The organism is Curtobacterium sp. SORGH_AS_0776 (assembly GCF_031453355.1).
In the GTDB taxonomy this organism is placed as follows: Bacteria; Actinomycetota; Actinomycetes; order Actinomycetales; family Microbacteriaceae; genus Curtobacterium.
Genome location: NZ_JAVIYU010000001.1, coordinates 1,033,870 through 1,057,627, shown reverse-complemented (window position 1 = coordinate 1,057,627; position 23,758 = coordinate 1,033,870). Strand labels below are relative to the sequence as shown.

The 23,758-nt window shown below is 72.9% G+C and carries 30 protein-coding genes; 11 read left to right on the top strand and 19 right to left on the bottom strand.

Annotated elements, in window-relative coordinates; all coding sequences use genetic code 11:
- Positions 1-82: 82 nt before the first annotated feature.
- Positions 83-1,069 (top strand): LacI family DNA-binding transcriptional regulator, encoded by a 987-nt coding sequence (locus QE359_RS05375; protein ID WP_309778087.1) that lies wholly within the window; start codon positions 83-85, stop codon positions 1,067-1,069.
- Positions 1,070-1,097: 28 nt separating this feature from the next.
- Here the strand turns inward: QE359_RS05375 and QE359_RS05370 are convergent, their stop codons facing one another.
- Positions 1,098-2,069 carry a nucleoside hydrolase gene (locus QE359_RS05370; RefSeq protein ID WP_309778086.1) on the bottom strand — a complete coding sequence of 324 codons (972 nt, stop codon included), beginning with the start codon at positions 2,067-2,069 and terminating at the stop codon, positions 1,098-1,100.
- 135 nt (positions 2,070-2,204) lie between these two features.
- Here QE359_RS05370 and QE359_RS05365 point away from each other — a divergent pair, with 135 nt between their 5' ends.
- Positions 2,205-2,873: a hypothetical protein gene (locus QE359_RS05365; protein ID WP_309778084.1), complete on the top strand. Its 669-nt coding sequence runs from the start codon at positions 2,205-2,207 to the stop codon at positions 2,871-2,873.
- Here the strand turns inward: QE359_RS05365 and QE359_RS05360 are convergent.
- Positions 2,870-3,481 carry a helix-turn-helix transcriptional regulator gene (locus QE359_RS05360; protein WP_309778083.1) on the bottom strand — a complete coding sequence of 204 codons (612 nt, stop codon included), beginning with the start codon at positions 3,479-3,481 and terminating at the stop codon, positions 2,870-2,872. The genes QE359_RS05365 and QE359_RS05360 overlap by 4 nt on opposite strands.
- Positions 3,482-3,548: 67 nt before the next feature.
- On the opposite strand from QE359_RS05360, the gene QE359_RS05355 reads away from it, so the two are divergent.
- The gene (locus tag QE359_RS05355) at positions 3,549-4,538 is read left to right on the top strand and encodes an NAD(P)/FAD-dependent oxidoreductase (RefSeq protein ID WP_309778082.1); all 990 of its coding nucleotides are present in this window, start codon (positions 3,549-3,551) and stop codon (positions 4,536-4,538) included.
- On the opposite strand, the gene QE359_RS05350 is transcribed toward QE359_RS05355, so the two are convergent.
- The 5 genes from QE359_RS05350 to QE359_RS05330 all read right to left on the bottom strand — a co-directional run bounded on the left by QE359_RS05350 (position 4,523) and on the right by QE359_RS05330 (position 8,231).
- Positions 4,523-5,188: a pentapeptide repeat-containing protein gene (locus QE359_RS05350; protein ID WP_309778080.1), complete on the bottom strand. Its 666-nt coding sequence runs from the start codon at positions 5,186-5,188 to the stop codon at positions 4,523-4,525. The two genes, QE359_RS05355 and QE359_RS05350, sit on opposite strands and share 16 nt — an antisense overlap.
- Positions 5,189-5,192: 4 nt before the next feature.
- A complete protein-coding gene (locus QE359_RS05345) occupies positions 5,193-5,612 on the bottom strand; it encodes a DUF6314 family protein (protein WP_309778079.1) in 420 nt (139 codons plus the stop codon).
- Between the two features lie 9 nt (positions 5,613-5,621).
- Positions 5,622-5,927 (bottom strand): SHOCT domain-containing protein, encoded by a 306-nt coding sequence (locus tag QE359_RS05340; RefSeq protein ID WP_309778078.1) that lies wholly within the window; start codon positions 5,925-5,927, stop codon positions 5,622-5,624.
- A 76-nt stretch (positions 5,928-6,003) separates the two neighbouring features.
- Positions 6,004-7,041 (bottom strand): NAD-dependent epimerase/dehydratase family protein, encoded by a 1,038-nt coding sequence (locus QE359_RS05335; protein ID WP_309778077.1) that lies wholly within the window; start codon positions 7,039-7,041, stop codon positions 6,004-6,006.
- Entirely contained in the window at positions 7,041-8,231 is a 1,191-nt protein-coding gene (locus QE359_RS05330; RefSeq protein ID WP_309778076.1) for a zinc-dependent alcohol dehydrogenase, read from the bottom strand. Before QE359_RS05330 ends, QE359_RS05335 begins: the two co-directional genes overlap by 1 nt.
- Positions 8,232-8,523: 292 nt before the next feature.
- On the opposite strand from QE359_RS05330, the gene QE359_RS05325 reads away from it, so the two are divergent.
- Positions 8,524-9,342, top strand: coding sequence for a polysaccharide deacetylase family protein (locus QE359_RS05325; RefSeq protein WP_309778075.1), 819 nt, complete (start codon positions 8,524-8,526; stop codon positions 9,340-9,342).
- Here the strand turns inward: QE359_RS05325 and QE359_RS05320 are convergent.
- The gene (locus QE359_RS05320) at positions 9,334-9,969 is read right to left on the bottom strand and encodes a TetR/AcrR family transcriptional regulator (RefSeq protein WP_309778074.1); all 636 of its coding nucleotides are present in this window, start codon (positions 9,967-9,969) and stop codon (positions 9,334-9,336) included. The two genes, QE359_RS05325 and QE359_RS05320, sit on opposite strands and share 9 nt — an antisense overlap.
- Before the next feature lie 54 nt (positions 9,970-10,023).
- Between QE359_RS05320 and QE359_RS05315 the strand changes: the two genes are divergently transcribed.
- Entirely contained in the window at positions 10,024-10,350 is a 327-nt protein-coding gene (locus QE359_RS05315; protein ID WP_309778073.1) for a hypothetical protein, read from the top strand.
- On the opposite strand, the gene QE359_RS05310 is transcribed toward QE359_RS05315, so the two are convergent.
- Positions 10,334-10,834 carry a GNAT family N-acetyltransferase gene (locus QE359_RS05310; RefSeq protein WP_309778072.1) on the bottom strand — a complete coding sequence of 167 codons (501 nt, stop codon included), beginning with the start codon at positions 10,832-10,834 and terminating at the stop codon, positions 10,334-10,336. The genes QE359_RS05315 and QE359_RS05310 overlap by 17 nt on opposite strands.
- A 51-nt stretch (positions 10,835-10,885) precedes the next feature.
- Here QE359_RS05310 and QE359_RS05305 point away from each other — a divergent pair, with 51 nt between their 5' ends.
- Positions 10,886-11,470: a TetR family transcriptional regulator C-terminal domain-containing protein gene (locus QE359_RS05305; RefSeq protein ID WP_309778071.1), complete on the top strand. Its 585-nt coding sequence runs from the start codon at positions 10,886-10,888 to the stop codon at positions 11,468-11,470.
- A gap of 45 nt (positions 11,471-11,515) precedes the next feature.
- Here the strand turns inward: QE359_RS05305 and QE359_RS05300 are convergent, their stop codons facing one another.
- Positions 11,516-12,412 carry an aminoglycoside phosphotransferase family protein gene (locus QE359_RS05300; RefSeq protein ID WP_309778070.1) on the bottom strand — a complete coding sequence of 299 codons (897 nt, stop codon included), beginning with the start codon at positions 12,410-12,412 and terminating at the stop codon, positions 11,516-11,518.
- Between the two features lie 22 nt (positions 12,413-12,434).
- Here QE359_RS05300 and QE359_RS05295 point away from each other — a divergent pair, with 22 nt between their 5' ends.
- Complete coding sequence (locus QE359_RS05295) at positions 12,435-12,803, top strand: nuclear transport factor 2 family protein (RefSeq protein ID WP_070417224.1); 369 nt, start codon at positions 12,435-12,437, stop codon at positions 12,801-12,803.
- Positions 12,804-12,865: 62 nt separating this feature from the next.
- On the opposite strand, the gene QE359_RS05290 is transcribed toward QE359_RS05295, so the two are convergent.
- From QE359_RS05290 to QE359_RS05260, 7 genes are all read right to left on the bottom strand, one after another.
- Positions 12,866-13,516 carry a DNA alkylation repair protein gene (locus tag QE359_RS05290; protein ID WP_309778068.1) on the bottom strand — a complete coding sequence of 217 codons (651 nt, stop codon included), beginning with the start codon at positions 13,514-13,516 and terminating at the stop codon, positions 12,866-12,868.
- Entirely contained in the window at positions 13,513-14,316 is an 804-nt protein-coding gene (locus tag QE359_RS05285) for a sulfite exporter TauE/SafE family protein (RefSeq protein ID WP_309778065.1), read from the bottom strand. The genes QE359_RS05290 and QE359_RS05285 overlap by 4 nt, the downstream gene beginning before the upstream one ends.
- Positions 14,317-14,354: 38 nt before the next feature.
- Entirely contained in the window at positions 14,355-14,756 is a 402-nt protein-coding gene (locus QE359_RS05280) for a sigma factor-like helix-turn-helix DNA-binding protein (RefSeq protein WP_309778063.1), read from the bottom strand.
- The gene (locus QE359_RS05275; RefSeq protein ID WP_309778061.1) at positions 14,753-14,962 is read right to left on the bottom strand and encodes a ribonuclease PH; all 210 of its coding nucleotides are present in this window, start codon (positions 14,960-14,962) and stop codon (positions 14,753-14,755) included. Before QE359_RS05275 ends, QE359_RS05280 begins: the two co-directional genes overlap by 4 nt.
- Before the next feature lie 63 nt (positions 14,963-15,025).
- The gene (locus QE359_RS05270) at positions 15,026-16,222 is read right to left on the bottom strand and encodes a peptidoglycan DD-metalloendopeptidase family protein (RefSeq protein ID WP_309778060.1); all 1,197 of its coding nucleotides are present in this window, start codon (positions 16,220-16,222) and stop codon (positions 15,026-15,028) included.
- A 152-nt stretch (positions 16,223-16,374) separates the two neighbouring features.
- The gene (locus QE359_RS05265; protein ID WP_070417228.1) at positions 16,375-16,851 is read right to left on the bottom strand and encodes an SRPBCC domain-containing protein; all 477 of its coding nucleotides are present in this window, start codon (positions 16,849-16,851) and stop codon (positions 16,375-16,377) included.
- Complete coding sequence (locus tag QE359_RS05260; protein WP_309778058.1) at positions 16,848-17,237, bottom strand: metalloregulator ArsR/SmtB family transcription factor; 390 nt, start codon at positions 17,235-17,237, stop codon at positions 16,848-16,850. The genes QE359_RS05265 and QE359_RS05260 overlap by 4 nt, the downstream gene beginning before the upstream one ends.
- A gap of 89 nt (positions 17,238-17,326) precedes the next feature.
- Here QE359_RS05260 and QE359_RS05255 point away from each other — a divergent pair, with 89 nt between their 5' ends.
- On the top strand, positions 17,327-19,219 hold the full coding sequence (locus QE359_RS05255; protein WP_309778056.1) for a gamma-glutamyltransferase: 1,893 nt from the start codon (positions 17,327-17,329) through the stop codon (positions 19,217-19,219).
- 19 nt (positions 19,220-19,238) lie between these two features.
- Here the strand turns inward: QE359_RS05255 and QE359_RS05250 are convergent, their stop codons facing one another.
- The gene (locus QE359_RS05250; RefSeq protein ID WP_309778054.1) at positions 19,239-20,282 is read right to left on the bottom strand and encodes an NAD(P)-dependent alcohol dehydrogenase; all 1,044 of its coding nucleotides are present in this window, start codon (positions 20,280-20,282) and stop codon (positions 19,239-19,241) included.
- A 274-nt stretch (positions 20,283-20,556) separates the two neighbouring features.
- Between QE359_RS05250 and QE359_RS05245 the strand changes: the two genes are divergently transcribed.
- From QE359_RS05245 to QE359_RS05235, 3 genes are all read left to right on the top strand, one after another.
- Positions 20,557-20,997, top strand: coding sequence for an OsmC family peroxiredoxin (locus QE359_RS05245; RefSeq protein WP_071303323.1), 441 nt, complete (start codon positions 20,557-20,559; stop codon positions 20,995-20,997).
- A 160-nt stretch (positions 20,998-21,157) separates the two neighbouring features.
- A complete protein-coding gene (locus QE359_RS05240) occupies positions 21,158-21,415 on the top strand; it encodes a hypothetical protein (protein WP_309778052.1) in 258 nt (85 codons plus the stop codon).
- A 52-nt stretch (positions 21,416-21,467) separates the two neighbouring features.
- Complete coding sequence (locus QE359_RS05235) at positions 21,468-22,973, top strand: threonine/serine exporter ThrE family protein (protein ID WP_071296545.1); 1,506 nt, start codon at positions 21,468-21,470, stop codon at positions 22,971-22,973.
- Between the two features lie 19 nt (positions 22,974-22,992).
- On the opposite strand, the gene QE359_RS05230 is transcribed toward QE359_RS05235, so the two are convergent.
- Positions 22,993-23,667 carry a TetR family transcriptional regulator C-terminal domain-containing protein gene (locus QE359_RS05230; RefSeq protein WP_309778050.1) on the bottom strand — a complete coding sequence of 225 codons (675 nt, stop codon included), beginning with the start codon at positions 23,665-23,667 and terminating at the stop codon, positions 22,993-22,995.
- Between the last annotated feature and the right edge of the window lie 91 nt (positions 23,668-23,758).

Sequence of the window (23,758 nt, the reverse complement as noted above, 5' to 3'; positions counted from 1 at the left end):
GTCGAGTGCAGTACTTCGATCGTTCAAATTTGATCGATCAAACGAGTCGACCATACACCTGCGAGGCGCTACGGTGAACCCCATGTCGCATCCCGCCACCGTCGCCGACGTCGCCCTCGCCGCGGGCGTCTCACGGCAGACGGTGTCGAACGCGTTGAACCGGCCTGAGGTCGTCCGCCCCGCGACGCTCACCAGGGTCCAGGCAGCCATCGACGACCTCGGGTACCGGCCGCACGCATCCGCCCGTCGGCTCCGCACCCGCCAGAGCTCCACGCTCGGCGTCCGGCTGGAACCGGTGCACGGCATCTCCGGCGCCGTGCTCGACCGCTTCCTGCACGCGCTCGTCGAGTGTGCCGACCTGCGCGGGATGCGCATCCTGCTCTTCACCGCCACCGACGTCGACGACGAACTCGCCCACATCGAACGCCTCGTCGAGGGCTCGGACGTCGACGGGTTCGTCCTCACCTCGACGTTCCACGGCGATCCCCGCGCAGCGTGGCTCGGCGCCCGGGACATCCCCTTCGTGACCTTCGGCCGGCCGTGGGGGCTGCCGGACATGGACGCCGCGCCGCACCCTTGGGTCGACGTCGACGGGTACGCGGGCGTGCACGTCGCGACCGAGCACCTGGTGGCGCAGGGGCACCGCCGGATCGGGTTCCTGGGCTGGCCGAGCCCGTCCGGACAGGGTGACGAGCGCCGACGGGGCTGGCGGGACGCGATGCGCGCGGCCGGGCTGCCCGACGACCCCGGGCTCACGTGCGAGGACGACGTCACCGCGGCCACTGGCACGGTCGCGGCGGCGGTCGAGGACGGCGCCGGGTTCGACGCGCTCGTCTGTGCGTCGGACACCCTCGCCCTCGGAGCCCGGTTCGCGCTCGGGGCGGCGGTGCCGGTGGTGGGCTACGACGACACCCCGGTGGCCGAGGCGGTGGGCATCTCCAGCGTGGAGCAGCCCCTGGTCGAGGTCGCCGCGGCCGCGATCGAGCTGCTCATGGGCACCGGTCGGACCGTCCTGCCCGCGTCGACCGGACACCGCCTGCTGGCTCCGCGGGTGGTCTGGCGGAGCTGAGACCGCGCGACCACGCCCTGCCGCTGCGCTACCGACCGACGCCGTCGCGCCCGACCGACCCGTTCGACACCGTGCCGACGTGGAGGATGCGCTCGCGGATGACGTCCGCCGCACGGTCGTCGGCCGACACCACGACACGGACCGCCGGCCCGTCCGCGGCGGGGACCGTCTGGCCGTGCTCAGCCCCACCGACCACCACGTCGAGCGGCGTGGTCCGGACGGTGGGCTCGACCTCGCCCGCCGCGATGGCCGCCGCCAGCGGGTCGTGGAGCGGTGCGCGACGGACGCGGTCGACCGACTCGTAGAAGTCGACGTAGCTGCGCAGCATCGTGCCGAGCGCGACCCGGAGCGGATCGCCGGCCGCCGTGAACCGGTCGGCATCGGCGTCGTCGAAGCGGTGCTGCCGGGTGACGTCGAGCGGCACGAGCACGAGGTCGAAGCCGGCGCGGAGGACCCGCCTGGCGGCCTCGGCGTCGTTGTGGACGTTCGCCTCGGCGGTGGGCGACACGTTGCCCGCGTCCCACACGGCACCGCCCATGATCGTCAGCGTGCCGACGAGCTCCGGCAGACGCGGCTCGGCCTCGAGCGCGACGGCGAGGTTCGTGAGCGGCCCGATGGCCAGGACGTCGAGCTTCCGGTCACCGGCTGCGCGGTCACGGGCCAGCCGGACGAGGAGCTCGGCGGCGGAGTCGTCCGCGGCCGCGACACCCGGCGGGAGGTCGACCCCGCCGATGCCGTTCGCCCCGTGCACGTGCGGTGCGCCGCCGCCGTACGAGCCGCCGATCGGGTCGTGCGCGCCGACCACGACGGGCACGGTCCGGCCGCACAGAGCCAGCAGCGCCGCGGTGTTGACGGCCGCCGTCGCCGCGTCGGTGTTGCCGGAGACCGTACCGATGCCGACCAGGTCGACGTGCGGGACGTCGAGCAGGTAGGTGAGGGCGAGGGCGTCGTCGACGCCGGTGTCGCAGTCGAGGAAGAGCGGGACGGTGGGCGTGGTCACCCGGTCATCCTCCCATCGCCGCCCGGAACCGCCGAGGACACGATCCGATGACGATCGGACCGACCGGAGACCGGCACGACTACCGTCGGCCGCGGGCCGCCGACAGGCCCGAGATGGCTGCACCAGGGGGAGCGCATGCGACGGAACAGGACCACGGGAACCACGGCGATCGCGATCGCGCTCACCGCGCTGGCGCTCACCGGCTGCGCCCAGAGCACGACGGCCTCCGCCCCGACCGGGACGACGCCCGCGGGAGCTTCGAGCACGACGTCCACTCCGAGCGCCTCCCCGACCACGCCGGGCTCGACCCCGCGTCCGACCTCGACGATCACCCCGGTGCCCGGGGTCGACGACGACGCCGGCCGGATCCCGGACTCGTGCACGGCGCTCATCACGGCGGGCAAGTGGGACTCCTCGTTCGCGGGGTCCCCGCTGAACGACCCGACCGTCGTCGGGAACCCGGTGGTGGTGCCGAAGGACGACCTCACCCCGGTGCTCCAGCCGGACGGCAAGCAGCTCTACTGCGTCTGGAAGGACCCGCGGGCGGACATCTCGTTCCTGTCGATCCGGGTCGCGACCGTCGACTCGACCAAGGCGTACCCGCACCTGAAGTCAGCACTGTCCGGGTACGACTGCTCCCTCGACGGCTACGGGTACCGCTGCCAGAAGATCACGCAGAACAGCCAGTACCCGGTCACCGACGGCGACACGTACTACACGCGCGGCGACGTCGGCATCCACGTCCAGCAGTCGAACACGCCGACGTCGGGTCTCCTCGACAACGTGATCGCACACGTCTTCTAGCGGTCGGCAGGCCGCGATCGGATGTGCGCCCGCTCACCCTGCGGCCCGTACAGGCACAGCACCTCGGTCACCTCGTCCGTGGTGTTCCCGACCCAGTGCGGCGTGTGCGTGTCGAACTCGACGACCTCGCCCGGCCCGAGGTCGAAGTCACGGTCGCCGAGGAGCAGCCGGAGCCGTCCGGACAGCACGTAGAGCCACTCGTAGCCCTCGTGCGTCCGCAGGGACCGATCGGTGTTCGCGGGCTCCGGCGGGATCAGCTGCTTGAAGGAGCGCACGCCGCCGGTCCGTCGGGTGAGCGGCACCACCACCCGGCCGCCGTGCCGCTCCGGCGCGAGGTGCACCCGCGGATCCCCGGTCCGAGGCGCCCCGACCAGGTCGTCGAGGGGCACCTGGTACGCCCGCGCGAGCGGCAACAGGAGCTCGAGCGTGGGCTTCCGCTGGCCCGACTCGAGCCGCGACAGCGTCGACACCGAGATCCCGGTCTCGGCGGCGAGCGCCGCGAGCGTGACGGCACGGCGCGTCCGCAGCGCGCGCAGTCGTGGGCCGACCCCGTCGACGACCTCAGCCGTCGTGCGCGGGGTGATCCGTTCCTCCCGATCCGTGGCCATGCCAGCCATGTTGCCGGACCGGCAAGGATGTTTGCCGTCGGCGCTCATGGATCCGCAGGATGCAGGCATGCGTGATCACTACGACGTCATCGTGGTCGGCGGAGCAGCCGCCGGCCTGTCAGCAGCACTCGTCCTCGGCCGTTCGCGACGGTCCGTGCTCGTCGTCGACTCCGGCGAGCCGCGGAACGCCCGCGCCGAGGGGGTCCACAACTACCTGGGGCGCGAGGGCGCCTCGCCAGCGGAACTCGGCTCTGTCGGCCGCGACGAGGTGGCCGCCTACGGCGTCGAGGTGACGACCGGGAGGATCGTGGCCGCGTCCGCCACGGACGGTGACGGTGTCGACCCGGTCGGCTTCTCGGTCACGCTGGAGTCGGGCGCGGTCGTCGCGACACGCAGGCTGGTCGTCGCCTCCGGCGCCGTGGACGTCCTGCCGGCGGTCTCGGGCCTCGCCGAGCAGTGGGGGCGCGGTGTCGTGCACTGCCCGTTCTGCCACGGGTGGGAGATCCGCGACCAGCGCATCGGCGTGCTCGTGACGTCGCCGATCGGGGCGCACCAGGTGCTCATGTTCCGCGCGCTGAGCGAGGACGTGACGGCCTTCGTCACGGACCCGGCGCTCGTCGACGACACCACCCTGACCGGATTTGCCGCCCGCGGTGTCCGGGTCGTGACGGGACCGGTGCGCGACGTGGTGTCCGACGGTGATCGGCTCACCGGCGTCTCGCTGGTGTCCGGCGAGTTCGTGGCGCTCGACGCCCTGGCCGCGGCGAGCACGGCGGAGGCGCGCATCGGGTTCCTCGAGGGACTCGGGCTCGAGGCCACCGACCAGTTCATGGGAGACCACCGGTACGCGAGTGCCCTGACGGTGGACGCCGCCGGACAGACGAGCGTGCGGGGCGTGTACGCGGCCGGGAACGTGGCGGCGCCGATGGCGACCGTCATCGCGTCGGCGGCGGCCGGGACGCAGGCGGGTGCGGCGGTGCACGGCGACCTCGTGCAGGCTGACCTGGCGCGCGCGCTGGCGACCGCGTCCGCGCCGGCGGGTCAGTCGACGCGGTAACCCGCCTGGGCAGCGAGGAGCGGCGCGAGCGTGTACAGCTGGTCGGCGGCGATCGTCGCGCCGCGGAACCCCTCGAGCCGCTCCACCCGGTCGAGGTCGGCGCCCCGGAGGTCGACGTGCTCGATCCGGGTGTTCGAGCCCTCGGCCGCGCGGATCCTCGTCCCCTCGAACGACACCCGCAGCAGTCGGGCGTCGGCGATGTCCAGCTCGTCGACGACGCAGTCGTGGAACACCACGTCGGTGAGCGTCGAGCCGCGGAGGTTCACGAACCCGAGCTTCATCCCGACGAACTCGACGCCGTTCAGCCCCGCGTCGTACAGCTCGGCGGAACCGATGCGGCCGCCGGCGATCCGGACCTCGCGCCAGGAGCTGCTCGACGCCCGGAGCACCGGCGCGTCGAGCGTCTCGACGACCGAGTCACGCACGCGCAGTCCCCGGAGGTCGGCGCCGTCGACCCGGAGGGTACCGATCACCGACTCCTCGATCTCGAGGTCCGGCAGCCGCTCCCCCGCGAGGTCGAACACGTCGATGCGCTTCCCGTCGATCCGGTCGCCCGTGAGGACGTCGCCGGGACCGGGCGTCCAGTCGTCGAGGTCCGTCGGTTCGGTCAGGGTGATGCGCGGGGCGTCGGTACCGGAGCTGCGGGGCATGCACTCAGTCTGCCGCGTGGGACCGACGTCGCAGCGTGCTGTCGAGGACGTAGTCCTTCGCGGGACCGTGCGCCTCCCACCGGACCGTCCACCGTTCGGCGTCCCCGGCGAGCACCCCGGAGTAGTCGTCGGGCGCGCACGCGTGCGACACCGCCGATCCCCAGACCCAGTCGTGGAACACCCGGCCGTCGGCGAAGTGCACGGTCCAGCGGTCGTCCGGGCCCCGGCGCACCCGGAGCGTCCGTGCCACGGGGACGGTCCGCCCGTCGAAGGCCATCGTGCCGGTCTCGTCCCAGTGGACGTCGTCCGGGGCCGCACGCGTCAGCGTGGTCGTCCCGGTCACGAGGCCGTCGACCCCGGCCCGCCGGTCGTGGACCGTGCGGCGCAGGGTCCACTCCCCGAGCAGGTCGATGGGCTGCAGCACCCGCCCAGGCTAGCCGCGGAGGGCCTCGGTGCGGGCGGTGCGGTGCTCCTCGTCGGAGATGACGCCGCGGGCGAGCAGGTCGTCGAGCTCGGCGAGCCGCTGCTCGAGCGGGCGCCCCGGCGCGCGTCGAGCACGTCGGGCGACGAGCACGATCGTGACGACGACCGCCGCCACGACGAGCACGGCCACGACGCTCCACACGAGGTCGGAGACCGGCGGGACGAACGGGTTGTGGGTCTCGGCGCCGAACTGCGAGACGTCCGGCCCCTCGAACTCGCCGGAGGCCATCGGGCTGGACAGCATCGCGAACATCATCGGGCCCCCTCGTGGACTGGTGGTGCGATCGTAGCCCGCGCGGGCCACCGCACGCTGCCCCGCGAAGGGGCCACCCTCACCCGCTCAACGGCCCCGACCCCGGCACCCGCGCCCCGTCAGCGAACCCGGCCACGAGCTCGCGCAAGGCCTCCTCGGAAGTGTGCCGCGCCTCCCATCCGAGCACCGACCGCGCCCGGTCGGTCCGCATGATCGGCACCTGGGCCGCGATGTCCACCCACCCGGCGTCCGTCGGCTGCAACCGCAGCCGCCACGTGAGCGTGACGAGCCCGCGGATCAGCCACATCGGCGCCCTGATCGCCCCGAGCATCCCGAACGCCCGCGCCATCCTCGGCGGGTTGAGCACGGGTGTGGCAGCGATGTTGAACGCCCCGTCTGCACGTCGGTCGATCGCGCGCCAGAAGGCATCGGCGACGTCGTCGGCGTGCACGGCCTGGAACACGAACGGCAGCGGCAACGGCAGGACCGCCCAGCGGATCCACCGGACGATCGACATCGGCACGAGTCGTCCGAGGAACAGTCCGCGGAGCTCGGCAGCGGCGCTGCGCTGGAAGACCAGGCCGGGGCGGAGCCGTGTCACGACGACGTCCGGGTGGCGAGCGGCGAAGGCGTCCATCGCCGCCTCGTTCTCGGCCTTGTGGATCGAGTACGTGGCGGTCGGGATGCCGGTGACGGGGAACTCCTCGTCGACGGGCGTCCGCTTGCCGTCCACGTCGACCCCGCGGTACGCGCCAACGGACGAGGCGACGACGACCTGGGGGACGCCGACGCGCGCCACGGCCTCGAGGACGTTGGCGGACCCGGTCACGTTCGTCCGGTACTGCGCCGGGATGTCGTGCGTCGGTTGCAGGGCCCAGCCGAGGTGGACCACCGCGTCGGCGCTCCGGAACACGGCCGACAAGTGGTCGACCGCGTCCGGGGCACCGATGTCGACGGCGTGCCAGACGGCCGTCCCGTAGGGCTCGGCACGGAGGTCCGGCAGCCGCCGGGCGATCCCGACGACCTCGACGGAGGTGCCCTCGGCACGGGCCCCTGCCAGCCGCCGCAGCACGGCGGTCCCCAGGTTGCCGGTCGCGCCGACGACGACGATCCGCATCAGGCGGCCAGCGCGGGGTCGAGCACGACCTTCACGCAGCCGTCCTCCTTCTTCTGGAACACCTCGTACATGTGCGGGGCGTCCTCGAGCGAGACCCGGTGGGTCGTCAGGTCGAGCGTCCCGAGCGGGTCCGACGGGTCCTGCACGAGCGGCATGATGTCGTCGATCCAGCGCTTCACGTTGCACTGCCCCTCGCGGACGGTGATCTGCTTGTCGAACATCGTCATCATCGGCATCGGGTCGGCCATGCCGCCGTACACCCCGCTGAGCGAGACCGTGCCGCCGCGTCGGACGAGGTCGATCGCCGCGTGCACGGCCGCGAGTCGGTCGATCCCGGCGGTCTCGATCGCCTTCTGCGCGAGCTTGTCGGGAAGCAGACCGGCTGCGCGCTGTGCGAACCCGGCGACCGGGTTGCCGTGCGCCTCCATGCCGACCGCGTCGACGACGCCGTCGGGACCGCGACCGTCGGTCAGGTCCACCAGCTGCGGCACGACGTCCTTCGTCAGGTCGAACACCTCGGCCCCGTGCTTCGCCCCCAGGTCGCGGCGGACCTGCTCGGGGTCGACGGCGAGCACCCGGTAGCCCAGGTGCGCGCCGATGCGGGCGGCGAACTGTCCGACCGGACCGAGGCCGAGCACCGCGAGCGTCCCACCCTCGGGTACGTTCGCGTACTGCACGGCCTGCCACGCGGTCGGCAGGATGTCGCTGAGGAAGAGCCAGCGCTCGTCGGGCGTGCCGTCGTCCGGGATGACGATGGGCCCGTAGTCGGCGTGCGGCACGCGGAGGTACTCGGCCTGTCCGCCGGGGACCTGGCCGTACATCTTCGTGTAGCCGAACAGCGCAGCACCGGTGCCGTACTCGGTCACCTGGGTGGTCTCGCACTGCGACTGCAGGCCGTGCTGGCACATCCAGCAGTGCCCGCAGGAGATGTTGAACGGGATGACGACCCGGTCGCCCACCTTGAGCTTCGAGACGGCGGAGCCGACCTCCTCGACGATGCCCATCGGCTCGTGGCCGAGGACGTCGCCCTTGTCGATGTAGGGGCCGAGCACCCGGTAGAGGTGCAGGTCGGAGCCGCAGATCGCCGTGGAGGTGATCCGCACGATGGCGTCGGTCGGCTCCTGGATGGTCGGGTCGGGGACGGTCTCGACGGACACCTTCTCGGTGCCCTGCCAGGTCAGTGCGCGCACGTCGCGTTCCTCTCGTCGTGATTTCAGCCGGCCTGGGCCCCCGCCGCCGGTTCCTGGCCGTCGCGCCAGCGGCGGACAGGCCGTGCCGGCGGGGAGAGGCGCGGCTCGTCTCCCCACGTCGGTACCCGCCCGCCCCGTGGTGCGTTCCCAGCCCCGTCCGGTCAGCGCGTTCCGTGGCGGACGCGAGCCGCGCCTCCTGGCCCGCCCTCGGCGACCCCGGTGGCCGACCGGCCAACCGGATCGTCCCGCCAGCCGATGCGCCGAACCGGCCGGTCGACCGAAGCTGGTACCGATGGACCACCGCACCACCCGCCGCTCCCTGCTCGCCGGAGCGGGCGCCCTGCTCGCCGCCGGGGCGCTCTCGGCCTGCTCGCCGACCGGACCACGACGGGAGGCCGTCGCGACGCACCCGCCGTCCCCGACGCGTTCCCCGACGCCGACGCCCACTCCGACGCCGACACCGACGTGGGTGCAGCCGACGATCTCGAGGACGTTGCTCCCGGCGGGCACCGTGACCGGACTGCCGGCGGGGACGCCCGGGATCGCGTGGACCGTCGACGACGGAGCGTCCTCCGACGTCGTCGGCGCCTACGCCCGCTTCGCCGCCGCGACCGGCACCCGGTTGACGTTCTTCGTGAACGGGGCGTGGCCCGCCTGGACGGAGCACGCCGACGCGCTCCGGCCCCTCGTCGAGTCGGGACAGGTGCAGATCGGCAACCACACCTGGGACCACCCGGCGCTGACGAAGCTCGGCGACCAGGCCATCGAGGACGAACTGACGCGCAACCACGAGTTCATCGAGCGCACGTTCGGCGTCGACGCGCGCCCGTACTTCCGGCCGCCGTTCGGGTACCACGACGCCCGGGTCGACGCGGTGGCCGCTCGGGTCGGCTACACCACGCCGTTGCTCTGGTACGGCACCCTCGCGGACTCCGGGGACATCGGTGCCGGGCAGATCGTCGGGTTCGCGGATCAGTGGTTCACGCCGGGCCGGATCGTGATCGGGCACGCGAACTTCCCGGGGACGATCGACGCGCTCCCCCGGCTGGGCGCGCTCGTCCGGCAGCGTCGGCTCGGGACGTACACGTTGGACGACGTGTTCTCACGCTGACCTCGGACCCCGCGCGGGACCGGGGTCGGGGGCGCCGGGATCGGCGGGGTTGGCGGGGTCGTGCCGGGTGGCCGTGATCCCGGGTCCTGCTCCGGTGCGTGCCAGCGCGCGACGGGCGGCGGCGCGGGCCTCGGCAGCGGTCGGGGCGGGTTCGAGCCCCAGCAGTCGCCGACGGTGTCGCTCCCCGAGGAGCAGCGTGAAGAGCGCTTCCGCCTCGCCCGGGTCCGCACCGGCGCGGACGAGCGCGGCCTGCGCCGTGAGCGGGCCGGCCTCGTGGAAGCCCCGTGCGAGTTCAGGCGAGCTGACGGCCGTGGCGATGACCAGCCGGTGCAGCGCGACCGCGCGGTCCGAGAGCAACGCCTCGACCACGGCGGTCGCGGTCGACTCGAGGTCGGGGTGCGCGTCGTCGCTGTACCCGTGGTGCCGTTGGACGACCGCCCGGAGCAGGGCCGCCTTGTCGCCGAAGGCCGTGTAGATCGTCCGCTTCGTGACCTCGGCCGCTGCGGCGACGCGGTCGAGCGAGACGTCCGCGAAGCCGTGCGCCAGGAAGAGGTCGGTCGCGACGTCGAGCACCCGTTCGTCCCGTGCAGCACGCTCGTCCGCGGTCGGTCGTCCTCGCTTGCCCATGGTCCGAGTGTACCGGTAATGATACGTTGGCGTTTCATTACGAGAGGATGCGCAATGGACGACGTGATCTGCCACGTGGCGATCGCCGACGACTGGGAGATGAGCCGCGGGTTCGGCGTGTACGAGGTCGCGACCCGGAACGTGCCGCTCGAACCCGGCGACCACATCCGTGTGACCACACCCGCGGAAGTCGATGCGATCGTGGCCGAGCGCTACGCCGACCTGTCCATCCCACTGCTCCGGATCGACCTGAGCGTCGCCGGACTCCGTGGCGCCGGCGTGGAGGTCGCCTGGCACGAGGGCACACCCCGGATCCTCGGAGGCATCCCGATGGACCCGGACGTCGTCCTGGCCGAGACGCCCATCAGTCCACGGCGCTGACCTCGGGGACCGCGTCGAGTCGCCGACCGAAGCACACCGAGTTCGTCGATCCGGCGTAGGCGCCGAAGAGCGGGATCGCCGTGTACCCCTCGCGCTCGTAGAACCGGATCGCGTCGGGCTGCGCCGTGCCGGTCTCGAGGACCACCGAGCCTGCGCCCGCCCGCACTGCTTCCCGCTCGAGCCGCCGGAGCACCGCCGTCGCCACACCGGTCCCCCGAGCGGACGGCGCCGTGTACATCCGCTTGACCTCCACGACCCCGGCACCGAGGACGTGGTCCGGGAGCGGCCGGAGTCCGCCGCAGGCGATCGCGGAGCCTCGCTCGTCACGCGCCAGGACGAACACCGGAACGTCGGCCGCGGTCGGCGGGACGCCGGGCTCGTGGTCGCTCGTTCCGTACCGCGCGTCGAGCTCCTGCCGCTGCGCTCGGCGGAGCCGGTCGGCGTCCGGGTGGTCGAACGGGACGGTGGTGATGGTCCAGCGCATGGCGATCCTTTCGGTAACGATCGTTACGGTAACACCTGTTACGCTTCCGGTGTGCCCCGGACTCGAGACGACGCCTCCCAGCGGACCCGGCTGTCCGAGGCCGTCTTCACCACCCTCGCCGACCTCGGTCCGACGGGCCTGACGCTCCGTGCCGTCGCCGAACGCGCCGGGTGCACGACGGGGCTCGTCCTCCACACGTTCCCCGACAAGCGCGCCCTCCTCCTGCACGCCCGGGACGTCCTGCACGACCGCACGAGGGTCCGTGCCGACGCGCTCGAGGCGGACGCCCCGGATGCGGCGTCGGCAGTGCGGGCCGTGGCCGGCGGCGCACTCGCGGTCGATGCCGGACGCCTCGCCGAGGCCCGGGCGTGGGTCGCGTTCCTCGCCGCTGCGCTCGGTGACCCGGTGCTGCGTGATCGGCACGTGACGAACAGCCGCTCCTTCGCCGAGCGACTCGCTCGACTGCTTGCGCTCGCGACCGGCCTCGCGGGTGCGGTGTGTGACGACCGCGCGGCTGCCCTGGCCGCAACCGTCGAGGGGATCACCGCGTTGGCCGCGGGCGACCCGGAGCGGTGGACGCCCGAGCGACAGCTCGCGGCGCTCGACCTCGTGCTGGACGCGGTGCTGACGCCCTAGTCCCGCCCCCGCCCCAACGGGCGGTCCGACTGCGTGACTCGGAGTTCAGGTCGCGACCGGATCGTCGAGGACCGCCCGCAGCACCGCCTCGTGCTCGCCTCGGTCCCCCGGCCCGGAGCTCCCCGCGAGCATGATGAGCGCCTTCCAGAGCGCCCAGCCCCGAGCACGCGCCCACGTGTCCCCGTCGAGACCCACCGCGTCACGGAAGTCCCGGCGGGCATCGCCGTCGAGGAACGTCCACGCGAGGACGAGGTCGCACGCCGGGTCGCCGACGCCGCACGTGCCGAAGTCGATCACCGCGGAGAGCCGGCCGTCCGCGCCGACGAGCAGGTTGCCCGGGGCGACGTCACCGTGGAACCACACGGCGGGCCCGTGCCAGACCGAGGCCGTCGCAGCGTCCCAGACCGCTTCGCAGGCTCCGCGGTCGACGGCGTCGCCGAGCGTGTCGAGCGCCGCCACCACCTCGGCCGCGTAGTGCGAGGGGTGCGCTCCCCGGTGGAACGAGTGCGCTCCGGCGACCGGCCCGTCCCCGGCCGGCACGGCCCGGAGCTGCCGGAGCACCGCGCCGACGTCGGCGGCGAAGACCCTTCGGTCGAGGTCCGTCGCCCGGAGCGCGACCGTGCCGTCGATCCAGCGCCGGACCGACCACGGGAACGGGTACCCGTCGGCGGGGACGCCCAGTCCGACGGGTTCCGGCACCGGGACGTCGAGCCGCGACGCGAGGTAGGGCAGCACCCGCTGCTCCTTCTCGACCGCGGCCACGTACCCGGCGGCGCTCGGCAGCCGGACCGCGAGCTCGCTGCCGAGTCGGTAGGTGCGGTTGTCCCACCCCTGCGGATCGACCTCCTGCACGGGCAGCCCCGACCACTGCGGGAACTGCACGGCCACGAGCCGTTCCACGAGTGCGGGATCGATGCGGGGCCGGGGCACCTCGGTGTGCATGCCCCCAGGCTAGGCTCCGGGCATGGCCACCGTGTCCGAGCTGCTGACCGCGAACCTCCACGACGTCTTCGGGAACCGCGACGCCGCCTCCCGCCGTGCCGCGATCGAGCGGACGTACTCCCCCGACGTGACCTTCACCGACCCGGAGGGCACCGCCGTCGGCTGGGACGCCCTCGAGCAGAAGGCCGCCGAGCTCCTCGAGACCGTGCCCGGCGCCTTCCAGTTCGTCGAGGAGGGGCGTCGCTACGTCTCGGAGACGCACGGCGCACTCGCGTGGGGCTTCGGCCCGGTCGGGGCGCCCGCCGTGCGCGGGATCGACGTCGTCGAGGTCCGCGACGGTGTCGTCGTGTCGCTCACGACGTTCTTCGCGGAGCCCACCGAATCCGACTGAGGGCACTCGCCGCGTCCGACTGAGGGCACTCGCCGCGTCCGACGTGACGTCCGGCGGTCGCGTCAGCCGCGCAACCGGTCGCGTTCGGCCGCCGGCAGGTGCTCGGTCGCCGTCGCCCGCGCCGCCGGGCTGAGGAACCGCCCCTGCCGCTCGAGGAACGCCACGAGCGCATACTCCGACGCCCGCTTGCCGGTCTCGCGCAGCACCCAGCCGAGCGCCGACTGCACGGTGTCGCTCCGCTCCCGCACGAGTCGCCCCGCGATGGCGAGCGGCACCTCGGCGTCGCCCTGCTTCACGAACGCCAGGGTCGCGACCAGAGCGATCCGCCGGACCATCGCCACGTCGGACTTCACGAGCGCGAACAGCGGTCCGGTCGAACCGCCGACGAGCGGGGCGCCCACGAGCTCCTCCGCCCCGAGGTCGACCAGCACCGTGTCGTCGAAGCGCTCCGCCTTCGCCGCCGACAGGTACTCGTCGGTCAGCTCCGGGTCCGGGTGCGCCCGCATCGCCTGCACCATGAGGATCACCGCGACGAGCCGTGCCCCCGCGTCCTCGCTCCAGAGCAGCGCGGACCGCTCGCCCTCGTCGAGGTCGGCGAACTGCCGCGCGACGCGTCGCGCCGCAGTTACGTCACCGGTCGTCCGTGCGAACGCCGCGAGCACGGCCTCCGCATCCGCCGGGTTCCGTCCACCACCGGCCTGGAGGCGCGTCACGCGACCTCCCCGTCCGTCGCCTCGTTCCGCGGCACGGCCCGGCGACCGCGGCGCAGGACGATCACCGCGACCACCACGAGGAACGCGGCGAAGAGCCAGATGCCCACCTGCGGATCGACGAGGCGGGCGATCCACGCGCCTCCTGGAGAGCAGATCGCGGCCGTGATGCCGATCGTGAGGCCGACGCGCAGCTCCACCGCACGGCGGCGGAGGTTCGCCACCGTGCCGGAGACCGACGTCGGCACCATCGTGAGCAGCGAGGTGCCCTTCGCCAGCAGGTCGCCCGCGCCGAGGACGACCTCGAGCCCCGGCACGATGACGACCCCGCCGCCGACCCCGACGAGCCCCGACAGCACACCCGACAGCAGCCCGAGCAGCAGGAGCACGATCGCCTCCACCACTCCGAAGTGCACGTCGCCCCCGCGCGTCGGCACCGTCGTGAACAGCGAGACGAGCACGACCGCGATGAACCCGACGAAGATCCATGGCAGGACCCGCAGCGGGAGCGCACGGAGGAGCCGCGCGCCGATCGGGGCCCCGACGACGCTGCCGATCGCCAGGGTCAGGGCCGCGAGCCAGTGCACCTCGCCCTGCACGGCGTAGGTGATCGCACCGACGACGGCCGCGGGAGCGATCGCCACGAGGGACGTCGCCGAGGCCCGACGTTGGTCGAGGTGGAGGAACGCCATCAGTGCCGGCACGACGATGACCCCGCCGCCGACGCCGAACAGGCCGGAGAGCACCCCCGCGACCACCCCGATCGCCACCAACACGAGCACCCGGCCGCCGCGCTTCTCCATCCCGACAACCCTACGGCGCTGGAGGAACGACTCGGCCGTCAGGAGGCGACCGCCACCGCGGAGTCGTCCTCGTGCACCAGCTGGTGCACGCGCTGGTACGAGACGCCGAGCACGACTGCGATGTCGCGCAACGTCATGCCGTCACCCTGCAACGCCACGGCGATCGCCCGGCGGAGGGAGAGCGCACGCGCTTCCTTGGCTTCGGCCTCTGCCCGGAGCGCGGTCGCTTCTTCGAGGGATCGGGCGAGGGCCGGCTCGAGCTCAGCGCGGATGACGACCACGACGTCCGCCTGGTCGACGTCCGCCACGAAGGCGATCGCCTCGCGCTGCGCTGCGGCGGCGAGGTCGAGTCGCTTGACCTGCGAGATGGCACCCGGGTGCTGGTCGTTCTGCACGACCCACCAACCGCCGTCTCGGTGCGCGTGTGACGTGTAGGTCATCGCCACCACCCCTTTCCGCGCTCCTGCTCGAACTGCTTGAAGAACGCTCGCGCAGTGCCGTCTGCGATCTCGGTGTGCCGCCCGATCGTGCTCCGAGTACTCCCGACGATCACACCCGTGTGGTTGGTCAGCTCGATCTCGCGATGATCCAGGCCTGCTCTGCGCGCGGCGATCTTGATTCGTTTGAGGACCGCCTGACGCTTCACAGCGTATGTCTAACGCCCTTGACGCATCAAGTCAAGCGCGTTAGACGACACAAGCGGCCGGCGTCAGCGGAAGTGCAGCAGCGTCAACGGATCGAAGAGCGACCCCGCCCGCCGCGTCTCCACGTGCACGTGCGGCCCCGTCGACTGCCCGGTGTTCCCGGACCGCCCGATCTCGCTCCGCACGGACACGATCTGCCCCTGCTTGACCTCGATCTTGCTGAGGTGCGCCGTGAGCACGGTGACGTTGCCGTAGGTCACGACGATGTAGTTGCCGTACGAGGCGTTGTTCGCGACGGTGCTCGTCACGGTGCCGGTCCCGGAGGCGTACACGGGCGTGCCCACCGCGACCGGGGCGTCGGCACCCTGGTGGTAGCGCGGGACGTGTCCGGCCCCGCGGTCGTCGCCGTAGCGCCCGGAGATCTTGGTGCTCGCGACCGGCCACATCAAGCCGGTGACGGGCTTCGTCGACCACACGCGGGTGTCCTTGCCGCCGTAGAGCACGACGTTGCCGTCCACCTGCACCATGAGCGTGCCGGCGCCCGCCGTGCCGGTCCGCGAGTTCCAGAGCGTGACCTTCTTCTGGGCGGCGTCGCGGCCGACGACGGCGAAGTTGCCGTCCTTGCGGAGCTCGGCCCACGCGCCCTTGTGGCCGGCGGTGCCGGACTGCCAGACGACCTTGCGGTTCACGGTCTGCACGAGGTTGCCGTCGGCCTGCATGGAGAGGCGACGGGCACCACTCGTGTCGGAGCTGAGCACGGTGCCGGAGTAGATCGAGTTGCCGGCGGGGACGGTGCCCTGCTGGCTCGTCCAGTTCACGATCGCGGTCTTGCCGGAGTAGAGCCCCATCGTGCCGTCGGCGCGGACGGCGAACGACGTGGACTGCGCGGTGCCGGCCGAGGCCCAGCGGACGATCCGCTTCCCACCCCGCAGCAGGTCGACGGCCCGGTTGCGGCCGATCGTCACGATCGCGCCGGGCTGGTTCGAGGTGTTCGATGCCCAGAGCACCTGGTTCCCGACGCCGTACTCGACGAGGTTGCCGTCGCCCTGCAGGATCAGCCGGAACTGCCCGTTCGGCGAGGTCACCGAATCGCCGGGCTGGAGCGTCGTGCCGGCCGGGACGGAGCCCTTGTGGACGACGGCGGCGGACGCCGGTTCGGCGATCCCGACGACACCGCCGGCGACGACGGCGATGGCCACGACCGCGGCGGCGAGTCGAGGGAGTCGGCGTGCGTGCGCGACGGAGGACGGTGTGCTGGTCATGGAACCCCTGATCTGGAACCGGCCGAGCCCCTGCGCGGCCGTTCGGCGACGTGCTCTCGACACGCCGCCGAACGATGGTCACCTTTTCGTGACGAGTCCACAACCCCGTTGCCCGGACCGGACAACCCCAGTTCCGGGGGCAACGGCCGTCGTCACGGGGCCTGGAGGAACTCCTTCGGCGACCCCAGGAGCGCCTCGAGCTTGTGGAACGACTGCGTCCAACCGGCGATGTTCATGTCGCGCATGACCTCGGGGAAGGGGCCCTGGGTCAGGGTGACGATCGTGCCGTCGCCGTCCTCGGCGAACTCGAGCGTGAGGGACAGCGGCGTCCCGTCCTCGATCCCGGGGATCCCCTGGGCGGTCGAGGTGCCGACGATGATGCGGTTCTCCTCGATCTGCTCGAGCACCGAGGTCACCGGCGACGTCCACTCGGGGTTGTCGTTGCTCACCATGGTCAGGTTCCACGCCCCGCCGGCCCGGGCGTCGACCTCGACGGTGGCTGCCGGGACGTGGAAGCCGAGCGGCCCGAACCACAGCGCGAGCAGGGTGGGGTCGACGAAGGCGCGGTAGACGTCCGCGACGGGGTACGCGAACCGGTGTGTGGCGTGGGCGGTGAACTGTTCGGTCATGACTGCTCCTGGTGGTCGACGGGCGGAACGGCGCGTGCGGTGGACGCGCCACCCACCGGGGTGGGCGGTCGCTGGGAGGCGAGCAGCGCCTCCAGGCTGTCGAACCGGCGGTCCCAGTCGGGCCGCAACCGGCCCACCCAGGTGCCGAGCTCGTCAACGGCTTCCTGCCGGAGGCGGCACGTGCGCCAGGTGCCGTGCCGTTCGCGGGTGATGAGGCCGGCGCGTTCGAGGATGCCGAGGTGCCGGGAGATCGCCGGCGCACTGACGTCGAACGGTGCCGAGAGGTCGGTGACGGTGGCTTCGCCCCTGCCGAGGCGTTCGACGATGCGGCGACGGATGGGGTCGGCGAGCGCCGACAGGACGGCGTCGGTGCGGTCGGTCTCCATCGTCGCCTCCTCGGTGAACGTTGCGGTTAATTAACCGTTGGGTTCAGTATGGACGCGCGCCGACCTCGGCGCAAGGGGAAGATGGACGCATGCCGAACCCCGCGTTCACGCCGCCCACCGCACACCCCACCCGCCCGGACATCCGCGGCACGTTCGGCACGGCGGCGACCACGCACTGGATCGCGACCGCCACGGCACAGTCCGTCCTCGAGCGCGGCGGGAACGCCTTCGACGCAGCGGTCGCGGGGGCGTTCGTCCTGCAGGTCGTCGAACCGCACCTGAACGGCCCCGGAGGCGACCTCACCGCGGTGTTCGCCACCGCCACGGACCCGACACCGGCGGTGCTCGTCGGGCAGGGTCCGGCCCCGGCCGGCGCGACGCCGGAGCACTACCGCGCAGAGGGCCTCGACCTCGTCCCCGGTTCCGGTGCCCTCGCCGCCACCGTCCCCGGCGCCGTCGACGCCTGGCTCCTGCTGCTCCGCGACCACGGCACGTGGGAGCTCGCGGACGTGCTCGCACCGGCGGTCGGCTACGCACGCGACGGCCACCCCGTCACACCCGCGGTGGTCCGGACGATCACCGCCGTGCACGACCTGTTCCGGCAGCACTGGCCCACCTCCGCAGCGCAGTGGATGCCAGGAGGCGCGGTGCCCGTCCCCGGGGAACTGGTGCGCAACGAGGCGCTCGCCTCGGTGTTCGAGCGGCTCGTCGCCGCCGGTGCCGGTGCCGACACCCGGACCGCCCGCATCGACGCCGCCCGCGGCGAGTGGGCCGAGGGCTTCGTCGCCGAGGCGATCGACCGGTTCGTCCGCGAACCGCACCGGCACGCGTCCGGGACCGACCACGCCGGGGTGATCCGGGCGTCGGACCTCGCCGCGTTCCGGGCGTCCTACGAACCCGCGACGACGGCGGAGTTCCGCGGCTGCACGATCGCGAAGACCGGCCCGTGGGGTCAGGGCCCGGCGCTCCTGCAGACCCTCCGGCTGCTCGAACCGCTCGACGACGCCCGGCTCGACCCCTCGACCGAGCTCGGCGCGCACACGATCGCCGAGGCCCTGAAGCTCGCGCTGGCCGACCGCGAGGCGTTCTACGGCGACGGCGACGTCCCCCTCGACGTGCTGCTCTCGGACGCCTACACCGACGCGCGCCGGGCACTGATCGGCGAGCGTGCGTCGGCGGAACTGCGTCCGGGGACGGTCGACGGGGTCGTGCACGCCATGCCGCCGGTCCGGACGTCGTACGCGACCGGTGCCGCGGCGGGGCTCGGCGAACCGACCGTGCAGGTCGCTCGGGAGCGCGCACCCGGCGCGGCTGCCGCACCCGCCGTGCCTGCTGCACCCGCCGCTCCCGTCGAGGACCGCGGTGAGCCGTTCGTCGCCCCGGACGGCGAGACCCGCGGCGACACCTGCCACATCGACGTCGTCGACCGCTGGGGCAACATCGTCAGCGCGACCCCGTCCGGTGGCTGGCTGCAGTCGTCCCCGACGATCCCCGAGCTCGGCTTCTGCCTCGGCACCCGGCTGCAGATGACCTGGCTCGAACCGGGCACGGCGTCGACGCTGCGCCCCGGTGAGCGCCCGCGCACCACACTCACCCCGACCCTGGTGCTCCGCGACGGCGAACCGGTCGCCGCGCTCGGCTCACCCGGCGGCGACCAGCAGGACCAGTGGCAGCTGCTGTTCCTGCTGCGGTGGATCGTCGGCGGGTACTCCCCGCAGCAGGCGATCGACGCCCCCGCGCTGCACACGACGTCGTTCCCGGGGTCCTTCTGGCCGCGCACGTGGGAGCCGGCGGGACTCGTGGTCGAGGACCGCCTCGGAGATGACGTGATCGCCGGCCTCGAGGCCCGCGGGCACGTCGTCACCCGGGCGGGCGACTGGGCGCTCGGTCGACTGTCCTGCGTGACGCGGGACCCCGCGACCGGTGTGCTCGGCGCCGCGGCGAACTCGCGGGGCGCGCAGGGCTACGCCGCCGGACGCTGACCGCCCCGAGGCGAATGGGTCAGAGCGTCGGGACGACCACCGCGCGGCCCGAGAGCTCGCCGGCCTCGAGCTTCCGGTACGCCTCGAGCGCGTCGGACAGGGCGTAGCGCTCGACGTCGGGGACGATCTGCCCCGCCCGGTACATCGCGACGACCTCGTGCAGGTCCTCGATGGTGCCCCAGTACGTGTTCGTGATGGTCGACTCGTACGGCGTCCGGAAGAAGTTCCACTCGGTGGTGCCACCGGCGATCCCGACGACGGTGAACCGGCCACCGACGGCCATCGACGCCTGGGCGACCGTGATCGTCGGCGTCGCCCCGACGAAGTCGAACGCGGCGTCCACCCCGCGGCCGCCGGTGATCTCGCGGATCGCAGCGGCCTGGTCCGGGCCGCCCGGCACGGTGATCGCTCCACGAGCAGCAGCGCGGTCCATGGCGTCCTGCTTCATGTCCGTCGCGATGACGGTCGCACCGGTGAGCGCCGTGAGGATCTGCACGGCGATCTGCCCGAGGCCGCCGAGTCCGACGACGAGGGCGTACTTGCCGCCGCCCGCCAGGTTCGGCAGGGAGTTCTTGATCGCGTGGTACGGCGTGAGGGCCGCGTCGCTGAGCGGTGCGGCGGCGACCGGGTCGGCGTCGCCGAGCGCCACGAGGTTGCGCGCCGGCACGGTGACGTACTCCGCCATGCCGCCGTCGCGCCCGAGGCCGATTCCCATGTACGGGTTCGTGGCGGCGTTCTCGCAGTAGGTGTCCTGCCCCTTCGAGCAGTACGAGCAGTGCCCGCAGCCGACCGGGCCGTAGACGAGGTAGGCGTCGCCCACCGTGAAGCCGGAGACACCGTCGCCGAGTTCCTCGACCCAACCCGAGTTCTCGTGCCCGAGGACGAACGGGGGCTGCTGCGCGCCCGGCTGCCCCGCCTGGAACTCGCGGTAGACGGCGACGTCCGAGTGGCACGCACCGGCACCGGCGACCTTGAGGAGCACCTCCCCCGGACCCGGGGTGGGCTTCGGGACGTCCGTGAGGGACGGGAACGTCTGGAACTGTTCGAACACGACGGCGCGCATGGTGGGTCTCCTTTGAACGCCCTCCAGATTACACCCGTCGTTCAGGGCGACACGTGTTGTGCATCCGGCCGGACCGCCGCACGACCGGAGAAGAGCCCGCGGTCGAAGCGGGCCCCGCCCGGACGCGATCGGCCGACCACCACTGTCCCCCATGCGCCCGATCGTCGGGCAGACCTGCGTCTTCCCCGAGAGCCGATGCGAGAACGGTCGTTCTCTGATTGACTCGGCGTCGGCGGTCCCGATCGGGACCGATCCCCACACGAAAGGAGCGGCCATGCCCACGCGCACCGCACGCACTGCTTGGAACGGCGGCCTCGAGGACGGCACCGGCCAGGTCGAGCTCTCCAGTTCGAAGGTCGGCACCTACGACGTCTCGTTCCCGAAGCGCGCCGCCGAGGACGCCGACGGCACCACCAGCCCCGAGGAGCTCATCGCCGCCGCGCATTCCGCGTGCTACGCCATGCAGTTCTCCGCCGTCCTCGGTGAGGCCGGCGGCACGGTCGAGGCCCTCGACGTCAAGGCCGACGTCTCGCTCGGCCCGGACAGCGCGGGCGGGTTCAAGCTCACCGGCATCGTCCTCACCGTGAACGGCGAGGTCTCCGGCATCGACGAGGCGGCCTTCCTCAAGGCCGCCGAGGACGCCAAGGCCACTTGCCCCGTCAGCAAGGCACTCACCGGCGTCGACATCACGCTGCACGCGACGTTCGAGCAGTAGGCGAGCGACGCAGGAGCCGTCACCTGATGACGGACGGGAGCGCGCCCCGCTCAGCGGCAACGCGAAGCGTTGCGCGGGGCGCGCCAACCGAGCCTGCGAGGGAGGAGTGCCGGCTGGCACCGCGCCTCCCGTCCGTCGGTCACCACGTACGCTGGCCGACGTGATCCGACGTCTCTTCGCCACCCCGACCGGCATCGCGTTCTGGGCGGGGCTCGTCGCCGTGGTCGCGGGACTCGTGGTCGCGGCCTCCGCGCCGCCGGCCGCGTTCGGGTGGTTCGCGTACGCCCCGCTGTCGGACTACGCCTTCGTCGCGGGGACCAGCTCGTGGCAGGGGGTCGTCGGGCAGCTGCTCGTCGTCGTGGGCGCCGTGGTCTCCGCGTTCGCCGCCGGCCGCCTGAGCGTCCGCCGCCCGCGCTGAGGCGTTCAGCGCGCGTCCGGACTCGGCGGAGCGCGCCTGGCACGATGGCGTGATGGCCGAGCAGTCCCTCCCCGGAGCCAGACCCGGGCGTCCACCACGGCCACGCGTCCGGAGCCTCGCGCAGCACGACATCCGCGACGCCCGGGCACGCCTCCGCGGCACCATCTACGAAGAGGTCGTCCCCGACACCCGACCGCTCGAGCAGTACTCGCCGGTGCAGATCGTGGACTTCTGCCTCGACCTCGCCGAGGTGATGCTCGCGTCCGGTGCGGACACCCGCAGCGTCGAGACGGCCGTCGTCGCGGTGTCGACGAAGTGGAACCTGGCGCCGCTCGACCTCGACTTCTCCGGCAGCTCGGTGACGATCCAGTACGCACCGGCCGACCACCCGCCGCTCGTGAAGGTCCGCACGGTGCAGTCGGACGGATCCGACCTCGACCGCCTGGCGCGGGCGAACCAGATCGTCGACGACCTCGTGCACGACGAGCGGGACATGACCTCCGCCGTGAGCGCCCTGGTCGCGGTCCTCCGGCTCCCGCCGCGCTGGCCGCGGTGGACGGCCGACGTGGGGCTGTCGATCCTCGGCATCTCGATCGCGATGCAGGCCGGCGGCGGCTGGCGTGCCGGACTCGGCGCCTTCGTGCTCATGCTCGGGATCATCGTCTCGGGCCGGTGGCTGACCGGTCGGGGCTTCCCCCAGTTCTTCGTGTCCGGCGCGCAGGGTGCGGTGGCGTCGGCGATCGGCACCCTCGCGATCTGGGCGGGTGTGCTGCACCCGGGGCAGGCGGCGACGATGGTGGCCGCGCTCGTGGTCCTCCTGCTCCCCCACCCGTCGCTCGTTACCTGGGCGCAGGACGCGATCTCGGGGTTCCGTGCGATGGCGGTGGCCCGGGCGTTCTACATCGGACTCGTCATCGCCGCGATCGTGGTCGGGGTGCCCGCGGGCATCGCCGTGACGAAGTGGCTCCGGATCGAGGTCGACCCGTCCGGCATCGTCACGCAGACGCTGCCGCTGTGGGCGTCACTGCTGCTCACCGTGGTGTCGGCCGCGGCGAACTGCTTCGTGCAGCAGGCCAGCGCGCGGGTGATCCCGGTCGCGGTGGTCTTCTCGGTCGCCGCCGGTGCCGCGCTGCGGGGCCTCCGGGAGCTCGGCATCCCGTTGCTCGGTGCGACGTTCCTCGCCGCCGTGCTGCTGGGCGTCCTCGCGACGATCGCGGCCGCGCGGATGCGGACGGCGGTGGCGGCGATCTCCGTGCCGGCGTTCTGCGGCGCCCTGCTGCCCGGTGTCGCGGTGTCGAACGCGCTGCTCAACTTCATGTCCGGGTCGTCGAGTGCCGCGCTGGACTTCGTCGCGGCGGTCTCGGTCGCGCTGGCGATCGGGGCGGGGCTGGTCCTCGGCGGCCTCGTGGCGACGCCGGGGGCGCGGCGGGCGCTCCGGCGGTCCCGACGGGTGGTCGTGCACTCGGTGCACAACGACACGACGGCGATCAAGGTCATCCGCGACTCGGGCTACGACCCCGGCAACGGCTCGGTACCGCGGGGGCCGCGCCCGCGCTGACGGGTGCCGCCGCGCGGCGTCAGAGCTCCCAGCCGCCGTCGCTCCACGTCGAGAGCCGCCGGGCCGCCTGCGGCTCGTACCGCTCCATCCAGCCCCGCTCGAGCCGCGCGACGGCCCGGTCGAACGCCGGCACGAGGTCGAGGTCCGACCGCAGCAACGCCTGCAGCTGCAGTCCCTCGTACAGCGCGATGAGCTGCTCGGCCCCTCGGCGCGGGTCCATCGTGTGCGGCGCCCGGCCGACCGCGATGTCGTGCTCGAGGCCGCGCTTGATCTGCGCGTAGAAGAGCTGGTAGCGCGACCGGAGGTACGTCGCCATGGGGTGCGCCGGGTTGCCGGCGACCGAGAGCAGCGCGACGAGGAGCCGCATGAGCGCTGGGTCCTCGGCGTTCGACGCGACGATCCCGCGCAGGAGCTGCACGGTCGAGCCGTCCCCGACCTCGCGCGCGACCTCGTCCATGCGACCGCCGTTCCACCGGTCGACCGCGGCGAGCACGAGTCCGTCCCACGAGGGGAAGTGCTGCCGGAGCTCCTCGACGGTGATCCCCAGTCGCTGGGCGACGAGTCCCGCGTCGGCCTCGTGGAAGGGCACGTCCCGCAGCAGGTCGACGGTCGCCCCCACGATCGTGATCCGCAGGTGCAGGGTCGCGGCCGCGGCGGCTGCCGCCTGCGTGTCCGCGCTGGTGTGTTCGAGCATCGTGCCCTCCGTCGGTCCCCGGACGTCCTGTCCGCGTCGCCCCTGGGGGCAGGTCCATCCAAACGGAGATCGGGGGACACCAGAATCCCCG

Excerpts from the sequence above, each read along its gene's own strand:
- QE359_RS05320 (WP_309778074.1), bottom strand. The coding sequence starts at position 9,969 with ATGGGCAAGCGAGGACGACCGACCGCGGACGAGCGTGCTGCACGGGAC.
- QE359_RS05255 (WP_309778056.1), top strand. The coding sequence starts at position 17,327 with ATGCCGAACCCCGCGTTCACGCCGCCCACCGCACACCCCACCCGCCCG.
- QE359_RS05350 (WP_309778080.1), bottom strand. The coding sequence starts at position 5,188 with ATGCCCCGCAGCTCCGGTACCGACGCCCCGCGCATCACCCTGACCGAA.
- QE359_RS05300 (WP_309778070.1), bottom strand. The coding sequence starts at position 12,412 with ATGCACACCGAGGTGCCCCGGCCCCGCATCGATCCCGCACTCGTGGAA.
- QE359_RS05310 (WP_309778072.1), bottom strand. The coding sequence starts at position 10,834 with ATGCGCTGGACCATCACCACCGTCCCGTTCGACCACCCGGACGCCGAC.
- QE359_RS05365 (WP_309778084.1), top strand. The coding sequence starts at position 2,205 with ATGCGACGGAACAGGACCACGGGAACCACGGCGATCGCGATCGCGCTC.
- QE359_RS05335 (WP_309778077.1), bottom strand. The coding sequence starts at position 7,041 with ATGCGGATCGTCGTCGTCGGCGCGACCGGCAACCTGGGGACCGCCGTG.
- QE359_RS05235 (WP_071296545.1), top strand. The coding sequence starts at position 21,468 with ATGGCCGAGCAGTCCCTCCCCGGAGCCAGACCCGGGCGTCCACCACGG.
- QE359_RS05280 (WP_309778063.1), bottom strand. The coding sequence starts at position 14,756 with ATGACCTACACGTCACACGCGCACCGAGACGGCGGTTGGTGGGTCGTG.
- QE359_RS05270 (WP_309778060.1), bottom strand. The coding sequence starts at position 16,222 with ATGACCAGCACACCGTCCTCCGTCGCGCACGCACGCCGACTCCCTCGA.
- QE359_RS05315 (WP_309778073.1), top strand. The coding sequence starts at position 10,024 with ATGGACGACGTGATCTGCCACGTGGCGATCGCCGACGACTGGGAGATG.
- QE359_RS05250 (WP_309778054.1), bottom strand. The coding sequence starts at position 20,282 with ATGCGCGCCGTCGTGTTCGAACAGTTCCAGACGTTCCCGTCCCTCACG.
- QE359_RS05355 (WP_309778082.1), top strand. The coding sequence starts at position 3,549 with ATGCGTGATCACTACGACGTCATCGTGGTCGGCGGAGCAGCCGCCGGC.
- QE359_RS05340 (WP_309778078.1), bottom strand. The coding sequence starts at position 5,927 with ATGATGTTCGCGATGCTGTCCAGCCCGATGGCCTCCGGCGAGTTCGAG.
- QE359_RS05230 (WP_309778050.1), bottom strand. The coding sequence starts at position 23,667 with ATGCTCGAACACACCAGCGCGGACACGCAGGCGGCAGCCGCCGCGGCC.
- QE359_RS05285 (WP_309778065.1), bottom strand. The coding sequence starts at position 14,316 with ATGGAGAAGCGCGGCGGCCGGGTGCTCGTGTTGGTGGCGATCGGGGTG.
- QE359_RS05325 (WP_309778075.1), top strand. The coding sequence starts at position 8,524 with ATGGACCACCGCACCACCCGCCGCTCCCTGCTCGCCGGAGCGGGCGCC.
- QE359_RS05295 (WP_070417224.1), top strand. The coding sequence starts at position 12,435 with ATGGCCACCGTGTCCGAGCTGCTGACCGCGAACCTCCACGACGTCTTC.
- QE359_RS05245 (WP_071303323.1), top strand. The coding sequence starts at position 20,557 with ATGCCCACGCGCACCGCACGCACTGCTTGGAACGGCGGCCTCGAGGAC.
- QE359_RS05360 (WP_309778083.1), bottom strand. The coding sequence starts at position 3,481 with ATGGCCACGGATCGGGAGGAACGGATCACCCCGCGCACGACGGCTGAG.
- QE359_RS05265 (WP_070417228.1), bottom strand. The coding sequence starts at position 16,851 with ATGACCGAACAGTTCACCGCCCACGCCACACACCGGTTCGCGTACCCC.
- QE359_RS05260 (WP_309778058.1), bottom strand. The coding sequence starts at position 17,237 with ATGGAGACCGACCGCACCGACGCCGTCCTGTCGGCGCTCGCCGACCCC.
- QE359_RS05375 (WP_309778087.1), top strand. The coding sequence starts at position 83 with ATGTCGCATCCCGCCACCGTCGCCGACGTCGCCCTCGCCGCGGGCGTC.